Here is a 17,702-nt window from a genome sequence, read left to right as displayed (position 1 = left end):
ATTTCCAGCGGCGAGGTGCTAGCGCAGGCCAAGCAGGCGCCGCCGAAGCAGGCTCCTGCCCAGGCCGCGCCGCCGCCTGCCCAGCAGGAGGTCCCCGCCATCAAGCAGATCGCGCTGACCGAGAAGCAGATCGAGGGCGTGCTGGCGGCGCAAAAGGACGTTGACGCCATCACCGACAAGATTCCCAACAATGCGAAGCCCGATCCGAAGATCGACGCGCAGCTCGACGCCGCCGCCAAAAAGAACGGCTTTGCCAGCTACGACGAATACAACACCGTGATCGACAACATCAGCCTGGTGCTCGGCGGCTTCGATCCCGCGACGAAGAAGTTCGTCGGCGCCGAAGCCGTGCTCAAAGCGCAGATTGCCCAGGTCAAAGCCGATAAGAAGATGTCGGCCAAGGACAAGAAGGAAGTGCTGGCCGATCTCAATGAGGCGCTGAAGTCGCCGCCGCCGGCAATCGAGAACAAGGGCAACATCGATCTCGTTGCGAAATACTATGACAAGCTCGCCGAGGCGCTCGGCGAGGGCGAGGAATAAGCCGCAGGTTTTCAAGCGAAGCATGCCCTCGGACGTGATCCGAGGGTGGATACCGGTTCGCGTGAAGAAAACGCGTAAAGATTGGAGAGCCACCCGTCCAACGAAAAAGCCCCGGAGAAATCTCCGGGGCTTTCTTTTCGTCAGCGGTTTTGCGCCTCAGGTGCGAGTACGCATCCGCATCATGAAGCTGTCGTAGCTCAGCTCAGCCACCTGATTCCACGCCAGCGACTCGTTACGGTACGCCGACAGGCTCGTATACATCTTGTTGAAGTGCGGGTTGTTCTTGGCGAGATCCGCGTAGATGCCGTTGGCGGCATTGTAGCAGGCCTCGAGCACTTCCTGCGGGAACGGCCTGAGGATCGCGCCCGCAGCCAACAGCCGCTTCAATGCCGGCGGATTGACGTAGTCGTATTTGCCGGTAACCCAGGTGAACGTATCGTAGGACGCGGTCTCGATCGCGGCCTGGTAATGCTTCGGCAGCGCGTTGAACTTCTCCAGGTTCATGATGTTGTGGCCCTGGCCGGTGCCTTCCCACCAACCCGGATAGTAGTAGTACTTCGCGACTTTCACGAAGCCGAGCTTCTCGTCGTCGTAGGGGCCGACCCACTCGGCTGCATCAATGGTGCCCTTTTCCAGCGCCGGGTAAATGTCGCCGCCCGCGATCTGCTGCGGCACGCCGCCGACCTTGGCGATGATGGTGCCGGCGAAACCGCCGACGCGGAATTTGAGGCCCCGGAAGTCATCCATCGACTTGATCTCTTTCCGGAACCAGCCACCCATCTGCGCGCCGGTAGATCCCGTCGGCTGGCCGATGCAGCCATACTCCTTCAAGAGATCGTTGAGCATGTCCATGCCGCCGCCGAAGCGCAGCCACGAGATATGCGAGCGCGTGTTGAGGCCGAACGGCAGCGACGTGCCGAACGTGAAGGCTGGGTTCTTGCCCCAATAGTAATAAAGAGCGGTGTTGCCCATCTCGACCGTGCCATTAGAGACCGCGTCGAGCACCTGCAGACCGGGCACGATTTCGCCGGCCGCGAATGCCTGAATTTGGAATTTGTTGTCGGTGATTTCTGCAACGCGCTTGGCGAAATACTCGCAGCCGCCGTACAGCGTATCGAGTGCCTTCGGCCAGCTCGCCGTGTAGCGCCACTTTATCTCCGGGTTGGACTGCGCAATTGCTGGCGCGGCAACCGCACTCGCGGCAAGACCGACGCCGCCCACCTTCAAGAAATCACGACGTTTCATTTGTCTCCCCTCTGTCATCGTCGAGACCGACCAAGGGACAACGATCTGATGTCGTCTTCTCTGGTTTTCCGATGGGCGGTGCCGGACTGTTGTTAGGAATGTGGGCCCTGAAACCAAGGCTCTTGGTTTTCGATGCAATCAATTTCCCGGCTTTATGGACCTGCAGGCAGGATGACGAATTGGTGATTGATAAGCAAGCGTTCTCGTTTCGCCGCAGGTGCGAAGAGCTGCCTGAATATCGAGCGGCCCGTCGCTTTCACCCGACGAAAGACTGAGATGGCGGGCGATAGAGGATGCGCGGCCGGTTAGTCGGATTGCCGCATTGCGGTAATTTCGCCGCGCAGGCGCTCAGGACAGCACTCGTCATTTGACCTGAACGTGCATGCGCAGCGCAGTGGAATTTCCGGCTGCAGCTTGTTTCCGATACGCGTCGCGTGCTCATCGTCTCGTGGAGAATGCCGCTTCCATAGCCCTGCGCGTCTTGATGGTGTCGCTGTTTTCGTCGACCTCGACATCGCTCCAGCGCACCACCTCGCCGTGCGCGACGTCGTTCTTCAGCTTGACGCGATGAGCAAGCCCGATCGGCAGCGCGCCGGCGGCGAGGCTTTTCGATGCCGGCATCAACTTGCCCCACACCGTGTAGCCGCCTTCGCCATCGAGCATTTCGCCGGCGCGCAGATCGCGTTTTGCTACCGCCGCGACGTCGCCGCGAAAATCATGCGGCTGACCGGTCGGCTCGTTGCGCAGCGCGGCCGAGAGAATGGAGATATTCAGCTCAAGCCCGATCAGATGATACGGCTTGTACATCGCCGCGTATCGTCCTGATGCGTCAGTCTTCAGCCCGTATTGCCTGAAGCAATCGGCAGCGTAATCGTTCGGCGCTTCCAGCACGACATAGACGCCCCAGCGTAGATCCCTGAATACGGGACGGCCGTCGCGTTCCAGCGAAGACACGACTTCCGCAAGGCCAGCCTTCTCCAGCACGCCGCCCGCCTCGCGCGGCCGCATCACATGCGGCAGATCGTCGACGCCGCAGGGCGGAAACAGCAAGCCCTCCGACGGCACGTCCAGTCCGGTCGCGTTGGCGATGGCCGCCATTTCGATTGCCGACTTGGTGCCATCCAGAAACGAGTTGAACATCTGCGGGTTCATGCCGGCCGATTGCGCTTCGCCCGCCGTCAGCCCGTAATGCTGCCAGACGCCGTCCGGCGTCACGTCATGATAGGCGGGAAGGTACTTGGTGCCTTTGCCGGCAGCGACGACGCGAAAGCCCGTCGCGCGCGCCCAGTCCACCATCTCCGCTGTCAGCGCCGGCTGGTCGCCGTAGGCCAGCGAATAGACCACGCCAGCCTTGCGTGCTTCCTGCGCCAACAACGGTCCGGCCAGCACGTCGGCCTCGACATTGACCATCACGACATGCTTGCCGGCCGCAATGGAAGCGCGGGCATGCCTGATGCCGACGGCCGGGTTACCGGTAGCTTCCACCACGACGTCCACTGCGCTGTCGGCGATCGCGCGCGCGCCGTCGTCGGTGAAGACCGTTCGCGCGATCCGCGCCTGATCCCAGCCGACGGTGCGACAGGCTTCGCGGGCGCGATCGCGATCGATGTCGATGATGACGGGCACTTCGACTCCCGGCGTATGCGGCACCTGCGACAAGAACATCGAGCCGAATTTTCCGGCGCCGATCAGCGCGACGCGAACCGGCTTGCCGGCCGCCAGGCGGGCGTTGAGGAGGTGGTGAAGGTTCATGGTGGTTTTCCGGACCAGCTATCTGAAACGTGTCCCGGACAACGGTGCAGCGTGCAACGCTGCTCCGCAGAGCCGGGACCTATGGGGATCATGACATCGGCCCCGGCTCAGCAGCGCAACGTTGCACGTTGCGCTGCGTCCGGGGCACGAGAGCCTTACTCCGCGGCTTGCCGATGCGCCCGCGCGAGCCGCAGCAGCGCGTCGTCGTCGACGGTTTGGATCGGCGTGAAGTCGCGATGCGCGATGTAGTCGGGTCGTGTGGGGTTGCGGATGTAATTCGAGACCGCATTCAGCGTCAGGTAGACGATCTTGCGCGGGTAGGGCGTGATGTTGCCGCTCGATCCGTGCACCAGATTGCCGTGGAACATCAGCATGCCGCCGGCCTTGCCGGTGGGCGCGACGATGCCGCCTTCCTTCACCAGCCGCGTGACAGTCTCCTCATCCAACTTCCACAGCGGATAGGACGTCGTTTCCAGATCATGCGAGGCCTTGAGGTCGCCGGCGTGCTGGCTCTTCGGCACCAGCATCAACGGGCCGTTGATCGGCATTACCTCATCCAGGAAGATCGCGATGTTCATCGCGCGCGGCTCCGGCATGCCGTCGTCGCGCTTCCAGGTGCCGTAATCCTGATGCCACTGCCAGACATCACCGGTGAAGGCGGCTTTCGCGTTGATCTTGAATTGATGCATGTAGACCTTCTCGCCGAAGATCTGCTCGATCGGCTCGATCATGCGTGGATGCGCGCCGAGAGCGCCGAACGCCTCGTTATAGAGATGCGCGGCAAAGGCGGTGCGTGGCGCGCCGCTCTTCTCGCGCCACACCTCAGGTCGGTCGGTGTCGTAGATGCTGACGGCCTCGCGGGCGAGATACTCCACTTCCTCCGGGCTGAACAACTCCGGCAGAAACAGCCAGCCTTCGCGGTTGAAGAATTCGATCTGCTGTGGCGTCAGTTTCATGGCGTTTTCTCCTGTTGCTCTTTGTTTTGTCATTCCGGGGCGATGCGAAGCGTCGAACTAAGATGTGCAATTGCACATCTGAGAATCTCGAGATTCCCCGATGCGCAATTGCGCATCTGAGGTCTGGTCCTTCGGACCATCCCGGAATGACGGCGCTTCAATCACGCCGCCTTATCCGTCGCCCTCAGTCTCTCCTCAGTCATTCGTCCCGCCGTCTGCGCATGCGCCAGCGCCGCGGCTTCTGCCGCCCTGGCGTTGCCGGCGAGAATCTGCGCGGCAATCGCCTCATGTTCGGTCCAGGCGCGTTCGCGGTAATCGAGCTCCGCCAGCACCGTCGCCATCGATCGGCGCATATGCGGCCATTGCGGCGCGATCATTTCCTCGATCGCCGGATTGCCCGCGAGGCGATAGACGGCGCTGTGAAAATCGACGTCGAGAGCGATCAGCCGCGAAAGCGGCGTGTCTTTGCCAATGCTCCGCCCGGCCTGCAGTGTCGTCTCGAGTCGTGCGCGCCCGGAAGCATCGGCTCTCGCCCGCCCCGCCGCGAGCTTTGCCGCCAGCGCGTCGATCGCGCCTCGCACTTCATAGAGCTGGCGAATGCGTTCGGGATCGAGCCGGGTGACTTCAAAGCCGCGGCGGCCACTTTCGGCGACGAGCCCCTGCCGATGCAGCAAATGCAGCGCGTGGGACACCGGTTGGCGCGAAACGCCGAGCTTCTCCGCAAGCTCGTTCTGCCGGATGCGATGCCCGGGCGGCAGCGTGCGGTCGGTAATCGCCTCGAGAATCCGGGCATAGACCTGGTCAATCAGGTTGGGAAGCGGATCTAACGGGATCATGCCGGGCTGTTCCATTTGGAATACGGAATTCCGAATTCAGAAGTTAGCGACCGGCCCTGGCGCCGTCAAGGGCTTGTGGGAGGACTCACAGTTGCAGGGCGCCCGGCAGGCTATACTTGGCGGGATCGGAGGATGATCATGGACAACAACAACAACGCCGCGAGTTTCACGGGCAGCATCCCGCACTATTACGATCAAGGCCTTGGCCCGATCATCTTCGCCGAATATGCCGCGGACATTGCCAAGCGTGTTGCCAGCGGCGGTCCGGTGCGAGTGCTCGAAACCGCCGCCGGTACCGGCATCGTGACGCGGCAGTTGCGTGACGTGTTGCCACGAGACACGCAGCTAACAGCGACCGATTTCAATCCGCCGATGCTCGATATTGCCCGCGCCAAGTTTCAGCCCGATGAGCAGGTCGCCTTCCAGCCCGCCGATGCGGTCGCGCTTCCCTTCGCCGATGCAAGCTTTGATGCGATCGTTTGTCAGTTCGGCCTGATGTTCTTTCCGGACAAGGCAAAATCCTTTTCCGAGGCTTATCGCGTACTCGCGCCCGGTGGCCGCTACGTGCTCAGCGTTTGGGACTCTCATCGCTACAATCCGTTCGGCCGGATCGCGCATGAAGTGGCGGGCGGTTTCTTCGCGACCGACCCGCCGCAATTTTACAACGTGCCGTTCTCCTGCCACCAGATCGACCCGATCAAGGAGATGCTGATCACGGCTGGCTTCGGCGATATCGGCATTGCCGTGATCAGGCAGGTAAGAGAACTCCCTGATATCGCGACCTTCGCGCGGGCAGCCGTCCATGGCAATCCGCTGATCGATCAGGTCCGGGCGCGCGGCGGCGTCGATCCAGAGCAGATCGTCGACGCGATGGCACAGGCCTTTCGCCGCGAATTCGGCGATCCCGGCCGGATGCCGGTTCAGGCGATCGTGTTCTTCGCATCAAAGGGCCGATGAAGCCGCTCACGTGAGCAGGTTTACGTCGAGCTGACCGATCCGCTCGGCATCAGCCACCGCTTCGACCGCCGATATCCTATCGCCACTGATCGTCAGCCGCACCACGATGCGCAGTTGTCCGCCGAGAATGACGGCGAGCGCCAATGCACCGTCGACCAGCGCCGGCTTGGCGGCTTGTGCGCGTCCCTTGAAGGTTTCGGCGACCGCAGCAGCGCCGCGGATTTCGGCGAGCGAGCCCAGTCGCTGCGCGGCGGAATCGGCGCGGAATACCACGTCGGGATCGAGCACCGCGAGCAGCCCTTCGAAGTCGCCCTCGCGGGAAGCCTTGATGAAGGCGTCGACAATGTCTTTCTGCCGGCTGAAGTCGGCATCCGGCGGCGGACTGCCCTGCACCCGGCGACGGGCGCGGCTGGCCAGTTGCCTTGCCGCGGCGGGCGTGCGGCCGACGATCGGCGCGATCTCCTCGAACGGCACGGCGAACATGTCGTGCAGCACGAAGGCGAGCCGCTCCGCAGGCGCGAGCGTTTCCAGCACCACCAGCAGTGCCGCGCCGACGGAGTCGGCCATTTCCGCATCCCGCCCATGCTGGTCAGCGGCGACAGGTTCCGGCACGTGCGGACCCATCGGTTCCTCTCGCCGCGATTTGCGCGAGCGCAGCATGTCGAGGCAGACGCGCGCCACGACCGTGGTCAGCCAACCCCCGAGGTTTTCGACCGCGCTGGTATCGGAACGGCTCAGCCGCAGCCAGGTCTCCTGCACGGCATCATCGACCTCGCTGGTCGAGCCCAGCATGCGGTAGGCCACCGCCCGCAGATGGGGCCGGTTTGCTTCGAATTTCTCAGCCAGAAACTTTTTCTCGTCCATCGGTCACATTCCCATGTCGCGTTCCGTCATGGTGATGACGAACGAAAGCGCGCCGATGTGACAGCAAATCGGCGCCGCCGCGTCAAAAACAGAACCAACCATATGGAGCGCAAAATGATGCAAGCCCGAATGAATCACCCGGTCATGGTTGTTCCCGACGCCATGAAGGCACTGCACGCGCTGGGTGAATTGACCAAAAACAGCCTGTCGGAAAAGCTGCTCGAACTGGTGCATCTGCGGGCCAGCCAGATCAACGGCTGCAGTGTATGCGTCGACATGCACTCAAAACTCGCCAGCAGGGCCGGCGAGACCGACGAGAAGCTGTTCGCAGTGGCCGCCTGGCGCGACACGCCCTATTTCACCGAAGCCGAGCGCGCGGCCCTGGCGTTGACGGAAGCGCTGACCCGGATCAGCGACCGCGCCGATCCGGTGCCGGACGAGGTCTGGCGTGAGGCCGACAAGCATTTCAACGAGGCGGAGCTCGCGGCGTTGATTCTGGCAATCGCCAATATCAATGTCTGGAACAGGCTCAACGTCGCCGTGCGTCAGCCTGTGGGTGTCTGGAAGGTATAGCGGGAGGGAATCCCCAAAAACTATGGCCAATTTTAACGCGCCGGAACGTGCTTAATTCACCGGCCCGCGCTAAACATCAAGCCCGGCCAGATCGGCCGGGCTTTCGCTTTTGGATTACCTTCATCCCGTTTCCCAGCATGCCCTTGGCTCTAGAACATACCTCGATGCTGCGACCGACCATCCGCAAGCGAATCCTTGGCATCGCCATCGGGCTGATCTTTCTGATGGTGATCATCTCGGCGCTGTCGACGGTGATGACGCGAAAGATTGCGCATCAGCTCGATGAATTGACCACAAAATACGTCGAAGCATATGGGCATCTGGCACGGATGAACGTCCGCTCGCTGGAGCAGGCGGTGGTGGTTCGCCGGATGGTGTTCATCAAGGTACAGACACCGCCGGACGAAACTGCCTTTGCAGATCAGCAAACCATCTATGAGGCCAAAGGCAGGGAGATTGACAGGGAGGCGCAGGCCGCACGCGCGCTGATCATTGCAATCATTGATGATCCGACCACCGTCTCCGACGACGCCAAGCTCGGACGGATTGAAAACCGGATCGAAAACATAACTAGCGACCTTCGCCGTTATCTGGACGAAGAGAATAAGCGGATGTGGCCGCTGCTCGAGGCCGGCAACATGCCGGAAGTACGCGCCAGCCTTGTTCGGACCGACGAGCTTCGCGACGAATTCAATCGCAAGATCGAGGAAATCCGACACGACATGCTGGAGCAGGTCCGCAGCGACGCGGCCGTGACGATGAGGGATCAGCAGCGCGCGATTGTCATCTCTGCGATCGTGACGATGCTTGCGGCCATCCTCGGACTGACGTTCGCGTTCTTTGTCAGCACCGGTATTACTCGCCCGGTGCGGCGGCTGCTGGACGGCACCCGCGCCGTCGAAGCTGGCCAGCTTGACGGATCGATCGATGTTACCACGCGCGACGAGATCGGCCAGCTCACGGCCGCCTTCAACAACATGGTCGAGCAATTGCGCCACAAGGAGCGCCTGCGCGAGACGTTCGGCCGCTATGTCGATCCGCGCGTGGTGGAAGGGTTGATCGACCAGCGGTCGCTGACGGCCAGCGCCGGCGAGCGGCGGGTGATGACCGTGCTGTTCTGCGACATGCAGGGCTTTACCAGCCTTAGCGAGGGCATGACGCCGCAGGGCCTCGTCAAGGTGATGAATCATTATCTATCGACGATGTCGGGGCCGATCCGCAGCCATCGCGGCATTATCGACAAGTATATCGGCGACGCGATCATGGCCTATTGGGGACCTCCCTTTACCGAGCATAGCGAGCAGGCGAGCCTGGCCTGCCTCGCTGCCGTCGAGATGGCTGATCGCGGTACGGCGCTGCGCAAGGAGCTGCCCGAACTGCTCGGCATACGCACCGTGCCGAGCGACTGCGATGTTCGTATTGGGGTTGCCACCGGCGAAGTGCTGGTCGGCAGCATCGGCTCGGAATTCATGATGAGCTACACGGTGATGGGTGATGCGGTTAATCTCGCGTCGCGGCTGGAGAACGCCAACAAGGTCTATGGCAGCCATTCGCTGGTCTCGGAGGCTGCGATCACCGCGGCCGGCGATGCGGTTGAATCGCGCGAGATCGATCGGCTGGTGGTCGCCGGTCAGAGCCTTCCCCAGGCGGTGTTCGATATCCTGGGGCGCAAGGGCGAGCTCACCGAGAAGCAACTGGCGCTGCGTCAGCGATATGCCGAAGGGCTCGCCGCCTATCGGGAGCGCCGCTGGGACGAAGCGCGTCGGGCATTCCATGCGGCGCTCGAGGCTGTTCCCAACGACGGACCGGCCAAGACACTGGCCGGTCGTGTCGAGAATTTTCAGATCAACCCGCCGGCCGCCGATTGGGATGGCGCGTGGCGGCTGGAGCAAAAGTAAGACGTCGGCGGCGCATCTACGCCGCCAGGAAATCCAGCACGACCTTGCAAAATTCCTGCGGCGCCTGTTCGAACATCCAGTGGCGCGTGCCCGGGATCACCGCCGTCCGCGCGCCCGGAATATGTTCGGCCAGCACGCGCCAGTTCACCGCCAGCGCGCCCTTGGTGTCGCCACCGCCGATCAACAGCGTCGGCGTCTTGATCGCCTCCGCTTCGCTCTTCAGAAACGGCTGGCGATTCTCGCCGACCTGGCCGAGCAGCGTATAGATGTTGTCGCGCAATTGCTGCCGCGCCGTCGCCGGCCACCGCGCCCACGCACCTTCACCGTCGATGCCGTCGACGAACAGCGCCAGCGCGCCGTCGATGTCGCCGTTTCGTACCATCTCGGCCGCGACCGGAACGCGCGGGCCGAGCGGCACGGGGCCGGGAGGACTGCTCGGCTGCAGCGCCGGTTCGAGATCGCCGCCCGGTTCGGCAAGGATAGCCTTGCGCAATAAATCAGCCCGCGCCTGCGCCACACGGAATCCAATATGGCCGCCACGGGAATGGCCGATCAGATCGACCGGCCCGGCATCGAGCTTTTCAATGAAGCCAATGACGTCGGCGACGTGCTGCGCCATCAGATAGTCGTTGCCGACGCCGTCCCAATGCTCAGGGAAGAACCGCCGCAGGCTCAGCGAAATCACGCGGTGCCGTTTCGAGAGCGGTCCGAGCACGGCGTTCCATGTGCGGAAATCGCCGAGCGTACCATGCACGAGAACCATCGGCGGGTTGTTGCCAGTGCCACTGCCGACATCGAGATAGGCCATGTCATAGCCATTGACGTTCAAAGTCTGCATCGTGATCAATCTCCTGCGAGATACGACAGCACGATATCGCAATATTTCTGCGGCGCCTGTTCGAACATCGGGTGCGTGGTGCCGGGGATCATCTCGACGCGCGATCCCCTGACGTTGGCGGCCAAGGCATTGAGCACCTTTGGCAGCGTGCCTTTGGTATAAGCGCCGCCGATGAACAGTGTCGGTGTTCTGATCGCTTCCGCGTCCGCCTTGGAAAACGGTGGACGATGGTCGCGCATCTGGCCGATCAGCGTCGTTGCATTGTCGCGCAGCAATTGTTTCGGCGTGGCTGGCAGGCGCTTCCAGGCGCCGGGCCCCTCCAGCGCATCCATGAATATCTGCAAGCCGCCATCGATATCGCCCTTGGCGATTTCCGCGGCGGAAGCTGCAATCATTCCGGCAAGCGGCGAGGGACCGGGCTTGCAGGCAGGATCGAGCGTGGCATCGAGTTCGCCGCCGGGTTCGGCCAGGATCAGCTTGCGTAGCAGATCAGGCCGGCGCTGCGCGACGCGGAAGCAGATGTGCCCGCCGCGGGAATGGCCCATCAGGTCGACCGGCCTGGTATCGAGTTTTTCGATGAAGCCGATCACATCGTCAACATGCTGCGCAATCGAATAGGTATCGCCGACGCCGTCCCAGTGGTCGGGGAAGAAATGCCGCAACGAAGGGGCGATCACCCGGTGCTTGCGAGTCAGCGGTCCCAGCACCGACGACCAGATCCGGAAATCGCACAACGAGCCATGCACGCACACCAGCGGCGGGCCATTGCCGGCGCTTTGGCCAACATCGAGATAGGCCATGTCATAGCCGTTGACGTGAAGGGTTTGCATACGAAGCTCGTGGAATTGGAAGCAGGCGAGGGACCATTGAAGGGCGTCGGCGGGAGCCCAGATCAGCGGAAGTTGTTCATGCCGTCAAGTTCCCCCGGGATTCGGGTGGATAGCAATAATCTCCAAGCCTAGATTTGGCGCCAGAAGGAAGCTGGGTGGCATTGAACAGGAGAATATGGAGCCAGCCATGACCGGGCACCATTTTACGATATTCGACACCGCGATCGGCCGCTGCGGTATCGTCTGGGGCGAGCGCGGCATTACCTCGGTACAATTGCCGATGGGCGACGAGAAGAAGACCCGCACCCGCCTGCAGCAGCGCCATGACGACCTGATCGAGACGCCGCCGCCGGCAAAGGTGCAGGCCGCGATCGACGGCATCGTCGAGCTGCTCGAAGGCAAGCCGAACGATCTCGCCGACGTCGTGCTCGACCTCGACGGCGTCCCCGAATTCAACCGCGGCGTCTACGACATCGCGCGTACGATCCCGCCGGGCAAGACCATGACCTATGGCGATATCGCCAAAAAGCTGGGCGGCGTTGAGCTGTCACGCGACGTCGGCCACGCGCTGGGGCGCAACCCCTGTCCGATCGTGGTGCCGTGCCATCGCGTGCTGGCGGCGGGCAACAAGCCCGGCGGCTTCTCCGCCAATGGCGGCGTAGTGACGAAGCTGAAGATGCTGGCGATCGAAGGCGCTGCGGTGAACCACACGCCGAGCCTGTTCGATTGAGCTTCACCGGCCCTTGAAATTGGGCGTGCGCTTCTCGTTAAAGGCCAGCACGCCCTCGCGGCGATCTTCCGTCGGCACCATGCGGTTATAGGCCTCGATCTCGAGTGCGAGGCCGTCCCGCAGGGACAATTGCAGGCCGCGATGGATCGAGAGCTTTGCCTGTCGGACCGAGATCGGCGCGTTGCGGGCGATCTTTGATGCGGTCGCCAGTGCCGCCGGCAGTAATTCGGCGAGCGGGAAGACTTCGTTCACAAAACCCCATTCACGTGCTTCCGCCGAAGTAAACGGCTTGCCGGTCAGGATCAGCTCCTTGGCACGGCGCTCGCCGACGACGCGCGGCAGGGTCTGCGTGCCGCCGCCGCCCGGCATGATGCCGAGCGTCACTTCGGTGAGCGCAAAACGCGCAGTTTCCGCGGCGTAGAGAAAATCGCAACAGCCCGCGATCTCGCAACCACCGCCATAGGCCGCGCCGTTGACGGCGCCGATGATCGGGACCGGGCAGTCGATCAGCGCCCGCACCATGCGTTCGAACACGACGTGCTGGCGCGTCCACGCCTCGTCGGTCATGCCGCGCCGCTCTTTCAGGTCGCCGCCGGCGCAGAACGCCTTGTCACCGGCGCCGGTCAGGACGATGCAGCGGAGGCTCTTCGGATCGAGCGCGATGTCTTCGAAATAGCGCACGAGATCGCGCCCCATCTGCGTGTTGAGCGCGTTCGATGCGCTCGGCCGATTGAGCCGGACGATGGTCACGTGCTCGCCGACCGGTTCGATCGACAGCGTCTCGAAGTCGGATGGATTCGAGCTCATATCGCCTCGCAGGTAAATCCGTTGCCAGCGCGTCGGATCTTCCCGACCGAGGGCGACGGGAAATGCGCGGTACAGCACAGCGTATCGGTGTCACAGTAGCGTTCCAGGAAACTGCGCCGCGTCGCCGCGGCCTGCGCCTGGTCGACGTCGAACTTGACGGATAGTTCCGGATAGCGCGTCTGCAGCGGCGAATGCATCAGGTCGCCCGAGAATACCGCGTCATCCTTGCCGCGGCCGAAGGTGAAGGCGACATGGCCGGGCGTATGGCCCGGCGTCGGCAGGATGCGGGTGTGATCGCCGATCGCAAAATCGCTGCGGACGATTTCGGCTTGTTTCGCCTCGACGACTGGCAGCACGCTGTCGCCAAATGGCGGCACCGGCGTCTTGGCGTGCGTCTCGGTCCAGTAGTCGAATTCGATCTTGTCGAATACGTAGCGCGCCTTGGGGAAGGTCGGCACCCAGCGGCCGTTATCGAGCCGCGTGTTCCAGCCGACATGATCGACATGCAGATGCGTGCACATGACGTAGTCGATGTCTTCGACGGAGAACCCGGCCGCGGCGAGACCGTGCATATAGGTGTCGTCGGTCTTCATGTTCCATTTCGGACGCTGCGGCCGCGGCTTGTCGTTGCCGATGCAGCTATCGATCAGGATGGTGTGGTGCGGCGTCTTCACTACATAGGACTGGAAGCACAGGATCAGCACGTCTCTGTCGTCGAGCGCGCCGCTCCTCCGCATCCAGGGGCGATGCTCCGCCAGGACCTCCGGCGTCAGTCCCGGCAGCATCTCCAAAGCCGGCAGGAAGGTGGTTTCCTGCTCGATGATGCGGTGAATGGCGAGATCGCCAACGGAGAGTTTCAGGCCCATGGTTGCTCCTGCTTTTCGTCTTGGCTGGATCAGCGCGCTTCGTTCCTGTCCCTGACATGCGGGATGATGAAGTTGGCGAGGATGTCCAGAGCCGCGTGCCCTTGCCGGCCGCTGCCATAAAGCCCTGACGTGGTCATGACCACAAGGTCAAGCTCGGGGACGATGAAGAGGCGCTGACCACCCAGGCCCATGGCGGCAATCCATTTCACGTCGTTCTCGCCGGATAGCGTGCGGCCCATCCACCAGTGCTGTCCGTAGTAGAACAATCCACCGAAATAGCCGACCGCCTGAAAGCGCGGTGTGACCGATTGCTCAATCCACTTCGACGAGACGATCCGCCGGCCGGCCCATTCGCCTTTGTTGAGCACGAGCTGACCGATTTTTGCGGCGTCGCGCGGCCGAAGCCGAAGGCCTACCGCCGAGGCAACATGCTCGTTGCGGTACTTCATCCATTCCCAGTCGGAGATACCCAGCGGCGCGAACAGCGCCTCGCGGGCGAAAGCTTCCAGTGATTGGCCCGTCACGCGCTCGATGATATTGCCGAGCAGATCCGTTCCGCCGCCATTGTAGGTCCACACTGTGTCTGGCGGCGCCGCGATCGGCTTCGACAGGACATAGCGATAAGGATCGGCTTCGCTGCCGAGATGCGGCTCGTCATTCTCTGGATCCTTCCAGGCGCGGTTCTCGTCCCACTTGATACCCGACGACATGGTGAGCAGATGGCGGAGCGTGATCTTGTCCCAACCCGGCGATTTCACTGCCGAATAATCCGGGAAGAATTTGACGACCGGCTCGTCGACGCTCTTGATTAGCTCGCGATCGATCGCGATTCCCACGAGTAGCGAGATGACGCTTTTCGAAACCGACCGCATGTCGTGCTTGGTGGCCGAATCGAAATCATGCTGCCCGCCGCCCAATCCCCACGGCTCGTCATAGCCAGGGAAATACTGCTCGAACACCAGCTTGCCGTGCCGGACGATCACCACAGCATGAACGTTGGCATTGGTAGCCACGAGCCGCACGGCGATCCCGCACAGACGCGGGCCATCGAGGCCGACACTTTCCGGTGTGGCGATAGGCCAACCATCACCAGTCGCGGCCGGGCTGCCGCAGGCGAGATTGCGCTGGCCGGTGGAGAATTCTTGTAGCTGTGCGGCTGCGCCGGATGCCGCCAGCACGAATACGGCGGCCAAGCCGAGGCGCCGCAGTTTCTTGCTCGCCTCGGTCATGCTGCCGTCTCCATTGGTTGGTTACGCCGGCGGCGGCGCCGAGATTTTCACCGACGGCCGCTCCATCATCTTCTGATGGAAGGCGTCTAACTTCGGATAGGCCTTGCGCCAGCCGCAATCGGCAAAGCGGAAGTCCGCATAGCCGAGCACGCAAACCAGGCCGATCTGCGCAATGTTGAACGGACCGGACAGCACGTCGGACTTGTTCTCGAACCGCGCCATGCCGGCCCACGCGCGATTCCAATGGTCGTCATGCCAAGCGTCCCAGCGCAGCCCTTCCGGACGCACCATCTTTTCGTACCGGCACAGCAGCATGGAATCGAGCATGCCCTGCAGCAGGGAATGGTCGCTCTTCACCTTCCACCGCTCGGGGCCAGATGTTGGGATCAGCTTTCCGCCGCCGGCGAGCTCGTCGAGATATTCGACGATGACGTAGGAATCGAGAATGACGTCGCCATTGTCGAGGATCAGCACCGGCAATTTCTTCAGCGGCGTGATCTTCGAATATTCCTCGTTCGGCTGACCCGGCGCGACGGTGGCCGGAGTGAATTCGATTCGGTCGATCAGGCCGGTCTCAATCGCGGCGATGCGGACTTTTCGGGCGAACGGCGAGGCGGGAGAGAAGGTGAGTTTCATGGAAGGGAGCCTCTAGGCAATAGATGGATCCTCCGTCATTGCGAGCGAAGCGAAGCAATCCATTGTCTCCGAACGTGTGGAAAGGTGGATTGCTTCGTCGCTATCGCTCCTCGCAATGACGGCGGTGAGTATGTGCGCCGGCTCACGCCGCGACGATTTCCTGGCGCTGCTCGCCGAGCCCTTCGATGCCGAGTGTGACGACGTCGCCGACGTTGAGGAAGGTCGGCGGCTTCATGCCGAGGCCGACGCCGGGCGGGGTGCCGGTGGTGACGATATCGCCGGGCAACAGCGTCATGAACTGCGAGACATAGGAAATGCACTTCGCCATCGAGAAGATCATGGTCGAGGTCGATCCGGTCTGGCAGCGCTTGCCGTTGACGTCGAGCCACATCGACAGCTTCTGCACGTCGGGGATTTCGTCCTTGGTGACCAGCCACGGGCCAAGGGGGCCGAACGTGTCGTGCGATTTGCCTTTGGTCCACTGACCGAGCCGCTCGATCTGGAAGTTGCGCTCGGAGACATCGTTGCAGACGCAGTAGCCCGCGACGTGATTGAGCGCATCGGCCTCCGAGACATATTTGGCGCGGGTGCCGATGATGGCCGCGATTTCGACTTCCCAGTCGAGCTTGGTCGAGCCGCGCGGCTTCTCGACCGCATCGTTCGGGCCAGAGAGCGCGGTGTTGGCCTTCAGGAAGAAGATCGGCTCCGTTGGAATCGGCGATCCCGTCTCCTTGGCATGGTCGCTGTAATTCAGGCCAATCGCGACGAATTTCGAGATGCCGGTGACCGGCGCGCCGAGGCGCTGCTTGCCGTCGACGGCGGGAAGCTTGGAGGTATCCAGCGCCGCCAGCTTGTCCAGCGAGGCCGGCGCATAGGCGTCTCCGTCGAGATCCCTGACGTGGGCGGAAAGATCGCGCAACTGGCCGGATTTATCGATCAGGCCGGGCTTTTCCGCACCCTTGGCGCCGTAACGAACAAGCTTCATTTTATCGCTCCCTGCGGGGTTTTCTTGAGGATTTCGGGGATTTCCGCAAACTTCAGACGCTTCTTGGAACAGCGGCGCAGGAAATTCAACTGCGGACTGGGGTTGCTCGCCACATACCACCCCCTCATCCGAGGAGGCCACATCGCGGCCGTCTCGACGAATGGGCCGCGGGCCTCATGGTTCTCCCGGCGATGCGAAGCATCGTCCGGAGACGGCGCAAGTGCGCCTCCTCACCATGAGGGAGAGAGGGCGCTCCTGTCACCCCACCGCCACGAACCTGAAAGCGTCGCCGTCGCGCTTGATGTGACCGGCACTGAAGTGCCCGCCAATCACCAGTGTGGGCGTGTCGGCGAAGCGCGAAAGCAGTTCGCGTCGGGTTTCGGCCGACTGCCGGGGATCGGAATCGGCGGTCGAGGACCAGTCGAGATGGGCCATCTGGCAAGGATGATGCGCGACGTCCCCCGTCAGGAGGGCTTCCTCGCCGTCTGACTTGATATGGACGCTGATATGCCCGGGACTGTGGCCGGGGGTCGGGATCAGCGTGATTTCATCCGTCAATCTGGCATCGCTGGCGACGAGCTCGGACTTGCCGGCGTCTGCGATCGGCTTCACGGAATCGCTGAACACCGCGACTTTGTCCGGCGCATCGCTGTGGTCGCGCCAGTGCTCGTATTCGCCTCTGCCGAACACATATCGGGCATTGGCGAAGGTCGGCACCCATTTGCCGTCGATGAGTTTCGTGTTCCATCCGACATGATCAACATGCAGGTGCGTGCACAGCACAGTATCGATACTGTCGGACGGGAAGCCCGCCGCTGTGAGCATGTCGAGAAACGGATGCTTTCGGTTGTTCCAGGTCGGCACATTGCGGCCCTGCTTGTCGTTGCCGAGGCCGGTGTCGACGATGATCCGGCGCGAGGGAGTCTCGAGCAGGAACGAATGGATCGACATTTTCAGCCGGCCTTCCTCGGTCGCAAATTGCGGGATCAGCCAAGGCAGCTTCTGGATTTCCTCGTTGGTCGCGAGCGGAAGGATGAAACGGGTGCTGCCGACAGTCTCCATTTCGACCACCCTCGTGATCCTGACCCTGCCCACGTCCCAATGCATACGGCGCGTCCTCTCGTTTCTGGTTGTTCAGGCAAGGATGCGGCCTTCCACCT

The 17,702-nt window shown here is 62.4% G+C and carries 18 protein-coding genes (1 of these 18 running past the window's edge); 5 read left to right on the top strand and 13 right to left on the bottom strand.

The genetic code is table 11. From position 1 onward, the window contains the following. A protein-coding gene (locus RX328_RS39190; protein WP_213246875.1) for a hypothetical protein crosses the window boundary here: on the top strand, positions 1 to 540 show its 3' portion. Its footprint begins 69 nt before the window's first position; the window shows 540 of its 609 coding nt (coding positions 70–609); the start codon falls outside the window, past its left edge; it ends in the stop codon at positions 538 to 540. 156 nt (positions 541 to 696) lie between these two features. Here the strand turns inward: RX328_RS39190 and RX328_RS39185 are convergent, their stop codons facing one another. From RX328_RS39185 to RX328_RS39170, 4 genes are all read right to left on the bottom strand, one after another. After that, entirely contained in the window at positions 697 to 1,785 is a 1,089-nt protein-coding gene (locus RX328_RS39185) for a TRAP transporter substrate-binding protein (protein ID WP_213246877.1), read from the bottom strand. Between the two features lie 438 nt (positions 1,786 to 2,223). After that, positions 2,224 to 3,537 carry an NAD(P)H-dependent oxidoreductase gene (locus RX328_RS39180; protein ID WP_213246879.1) on the bottom strand — a complete coding sequence of 438 codons (1,314 nt, stop codon included), beginning with the start codon at positions 3,535 to 3,537 and terminating at the stop codon, positions 2,224 to 2,226. 155 nt (positions 3,538 to 3,692) lie between these two features. After that, positions 3,693 to 4,493, bottom strand: a complete 801-nt coding sequence (locus tag RX328_RS39175; protein WP_213246881.1) for a phytanoyl-CoA dioxygenase family protein — start codon at positions 4,491 to 4,493, stop codon at positions 3,693 to 3,695. A gap of 161 nt (positions 4,494 to 4,654) precedes the next feature. Next, entirely contained in the window at positions 4,655 to 5,329 is a 675-nt protein-coding gene (locus RX328_RS39170) for a GntR family transcriptional regulator (protein ID WP_213246883.1), read from the bottom strand. 138 nt (positions 5,330 to 5,467) lie between these two features. Between RX328_RS39170 and RX328_RS39165 the strand changes: the two genes are divergently transcribed. Continuing rightward, entirely contained in the window at positions 5,468 to 6,286 is an 819-nt protein-coding gene (locus RX328_RS39165) for a class I SAM-dependent methyltransferase (RefSeq protein ID WP_213246885.1), read from the top strand. Positions 6,287 to 6,292: 6 nt separating this feature from the next. Here RX328_RS39165 and RX328_RS39160 read toward each other — a convergent pair whose 3' ends face one another. Further along, positions 6,293 to 7,150, bottom strand: coding sequence for a sigma-70 family RNA polymerase sigma factor (locus RX328_RS39160; protein ID WP_213246887.1), 858 nt, complete (start codon positions 7,148 to 7,150; stop codon positions 6,293 to 6,295). A 117-nt stretch (positions 7,151 to 7,267) separates the two neighbouring features. On the opposite strand from RX328_RS39160, the gene RX328_RS39155 reads away from it, so the two are divergent. After that, positions 7,268 to 7,723 (top strand): carboxymuconolactone decarboxylase family protein, encoded by a 456-nt coding sequence (locus RX328_RS39155; RefSeq protein WP_213247098.1) that lies wholly within the window; start codon positions 7,268 to 7,270, stop codon positions 7,721 to 7,723. Between the two features lie 164 nt (positions 7,724 to 7,887). Then, positions 7,888 to 9,621, top strand: a complete 1,734-nt coding sequence (locus tag RX328_RS39150; RefSeq protein ID WP_213246889.1) for an adenylate/guanylate cyclase domain-containing protein — start codon at positions 7,888 to 7,890, stop codon at positions 9,619 to 9,621. Between the two features lie 16 nt (positions 9,622 to 9,637). On the opposite strand, the gene RX328_RS39145 is transcribed toward RX328_RS39150, so the two are convergent. Together RX328_RS39145 and RX328_RS39140 are read right to left on the bottom strand one after the other, a co-directional pair. Next, a complete protein-coding gene (locus tag RX328_RS39145) occupies positions 9,638 to 10,459 on the bottom strand; it encodes an alpha/beta fold hydrolase (RefSeq protein ID WP_213246891.1) in 822 nt (273 codons plus the stop codon). A 5-nt stretch (positions 10,460 to 10,464) separates the two neighbouring features. Further along, positions 10,465 to 11,289, bottom strand: coding sequence for an alpha/beta fold hydrolase (locus tag RX328_RS39140; RefSeq protein ID WP_213246893.1), 825 nt, complete (start codon positions 11,287 to 11,289; stop codon positions 10,465 to 10,467). A gap of 187 nt (positions 11,290 to 11,476) precedes the next feature. Between RX328_RS39140 and RX328_RS39135 the strand changes: the two genes are divergently transcribed. Then, the gene (locus RX328_RS39135) at positions 11,477 to 12,019 is read left to right on the top strand and encodes a methylated-DNA--[protein]-cysteine S-methyltransferase (RefSeq protein ID WP_213246895.1); all 543 of its coding nucleotides are present in this window, start codon (positions 11,477 to 11,479) and stop codon (positions 12,017 to 12,019) included. A 3-nt stretch (positions 12,020 to 12,022) separates the two neighbouring features. Here RX328_RS39135 and RX328_RS39130 read toward each other — a convergent pair whose 3' ends face one another. The 6 genes from RX328_RS39130 to RX328_RS39105 all read right to left on the bottom strand — a co-directional run bounded on the left by RX328_RS39130 (position 12,023) and on the right by RX328_RS39105 (position 17,649). Beyond that, entirely contained in the window at positions 12,023 to 12,826 is an 804-nt protein-coding gene (locus tag RX328_RS39130; RefSeq protein WP_213246897.1) for an enoyl-CoA hydratase/isomerase family protein, read from the bottom strand. Next, complete coding sequence (locus tag RX328_RS39125; RefSeq protein ID WP_213246899.1) at positions 12,823 to 13,692, bottom strand: MBL fold metallo-hydrolase; 870 nt, start codon at positions 13,690 to 13,692, stop codon at positions 12,823 to 12,825. Before RX328_RS39125 ends, RX328_RS39130 begins: the two co-directional genes overlap by 4 nt. Positions 13,693 to 13,721: 29 nt before the next feature. Further along, positions 13,722 to 14,921, bottom strand: coding sequence for a serine hydrolase domain-containing protein (locus RX328_RS39120; protein ID WP_213246901.1), 1,200 nt, complete (start codon positions 14,919 to 14,921; stop codon positions 13,722 to 13,724). 21 nt (positions 14,922 to 14,942) lie between these two features. Beyond that, positions 14,943 to 15,557 (bottom strand): glutathione S-transferase family protein, encoded by a 615-nt coding sequence (locus RX328_RS39115; RefSeq protein WP_213246903.1) that lies wholly within the window; start codon positions 15,555 to 15,557, stop codon positions 14,943 to 14,945. A gap of 142 nt (positions 15,558 to 15,699) precedes the next feature. Continuing rightward, a complete protein-coding gene (locus RX328_RS39110) occupies positions 15,700 to 16,542 on the bottom strand; it encodes a fumarylacetoacetate hydrolase family protein (RefSeq protein WP_213246905.1) in 843 nt (280 codons plus the stop codon). A gap of 258 nt (positions 16,543 to 16,800) precedes the next feature. Then, positions 16,801 to 17,649, bottom strand: coding sequence for an MBL fold metallo-hydrolase (locus RX328_RS39105; RefSeq protein ID WP_213246907.1), 849 nt, complete (start codon positions 17,647 to 17,649; stop codon positions 16,801 to 16,803). Positions 17,650 to 17,702 lie beyond the last annotated feature (53 nt).

Origin of the sequence: Bradyrhizobium sp. sBnM-33 (assembly GCF_032917945.1) — a bacterium.
Taxonomy (GTDB): domain Bacteria; phylum Pseudomonadota; class Alphaproteobacteria; order Rhizobiales; family Xanthobacteraceae; genus Bradyrhizobium.
The sequence above is the reverse complement of the archived record's forward strand: the minus strand, read 5'-3'. Positions and strand labels throughout refer to the sequence as shown.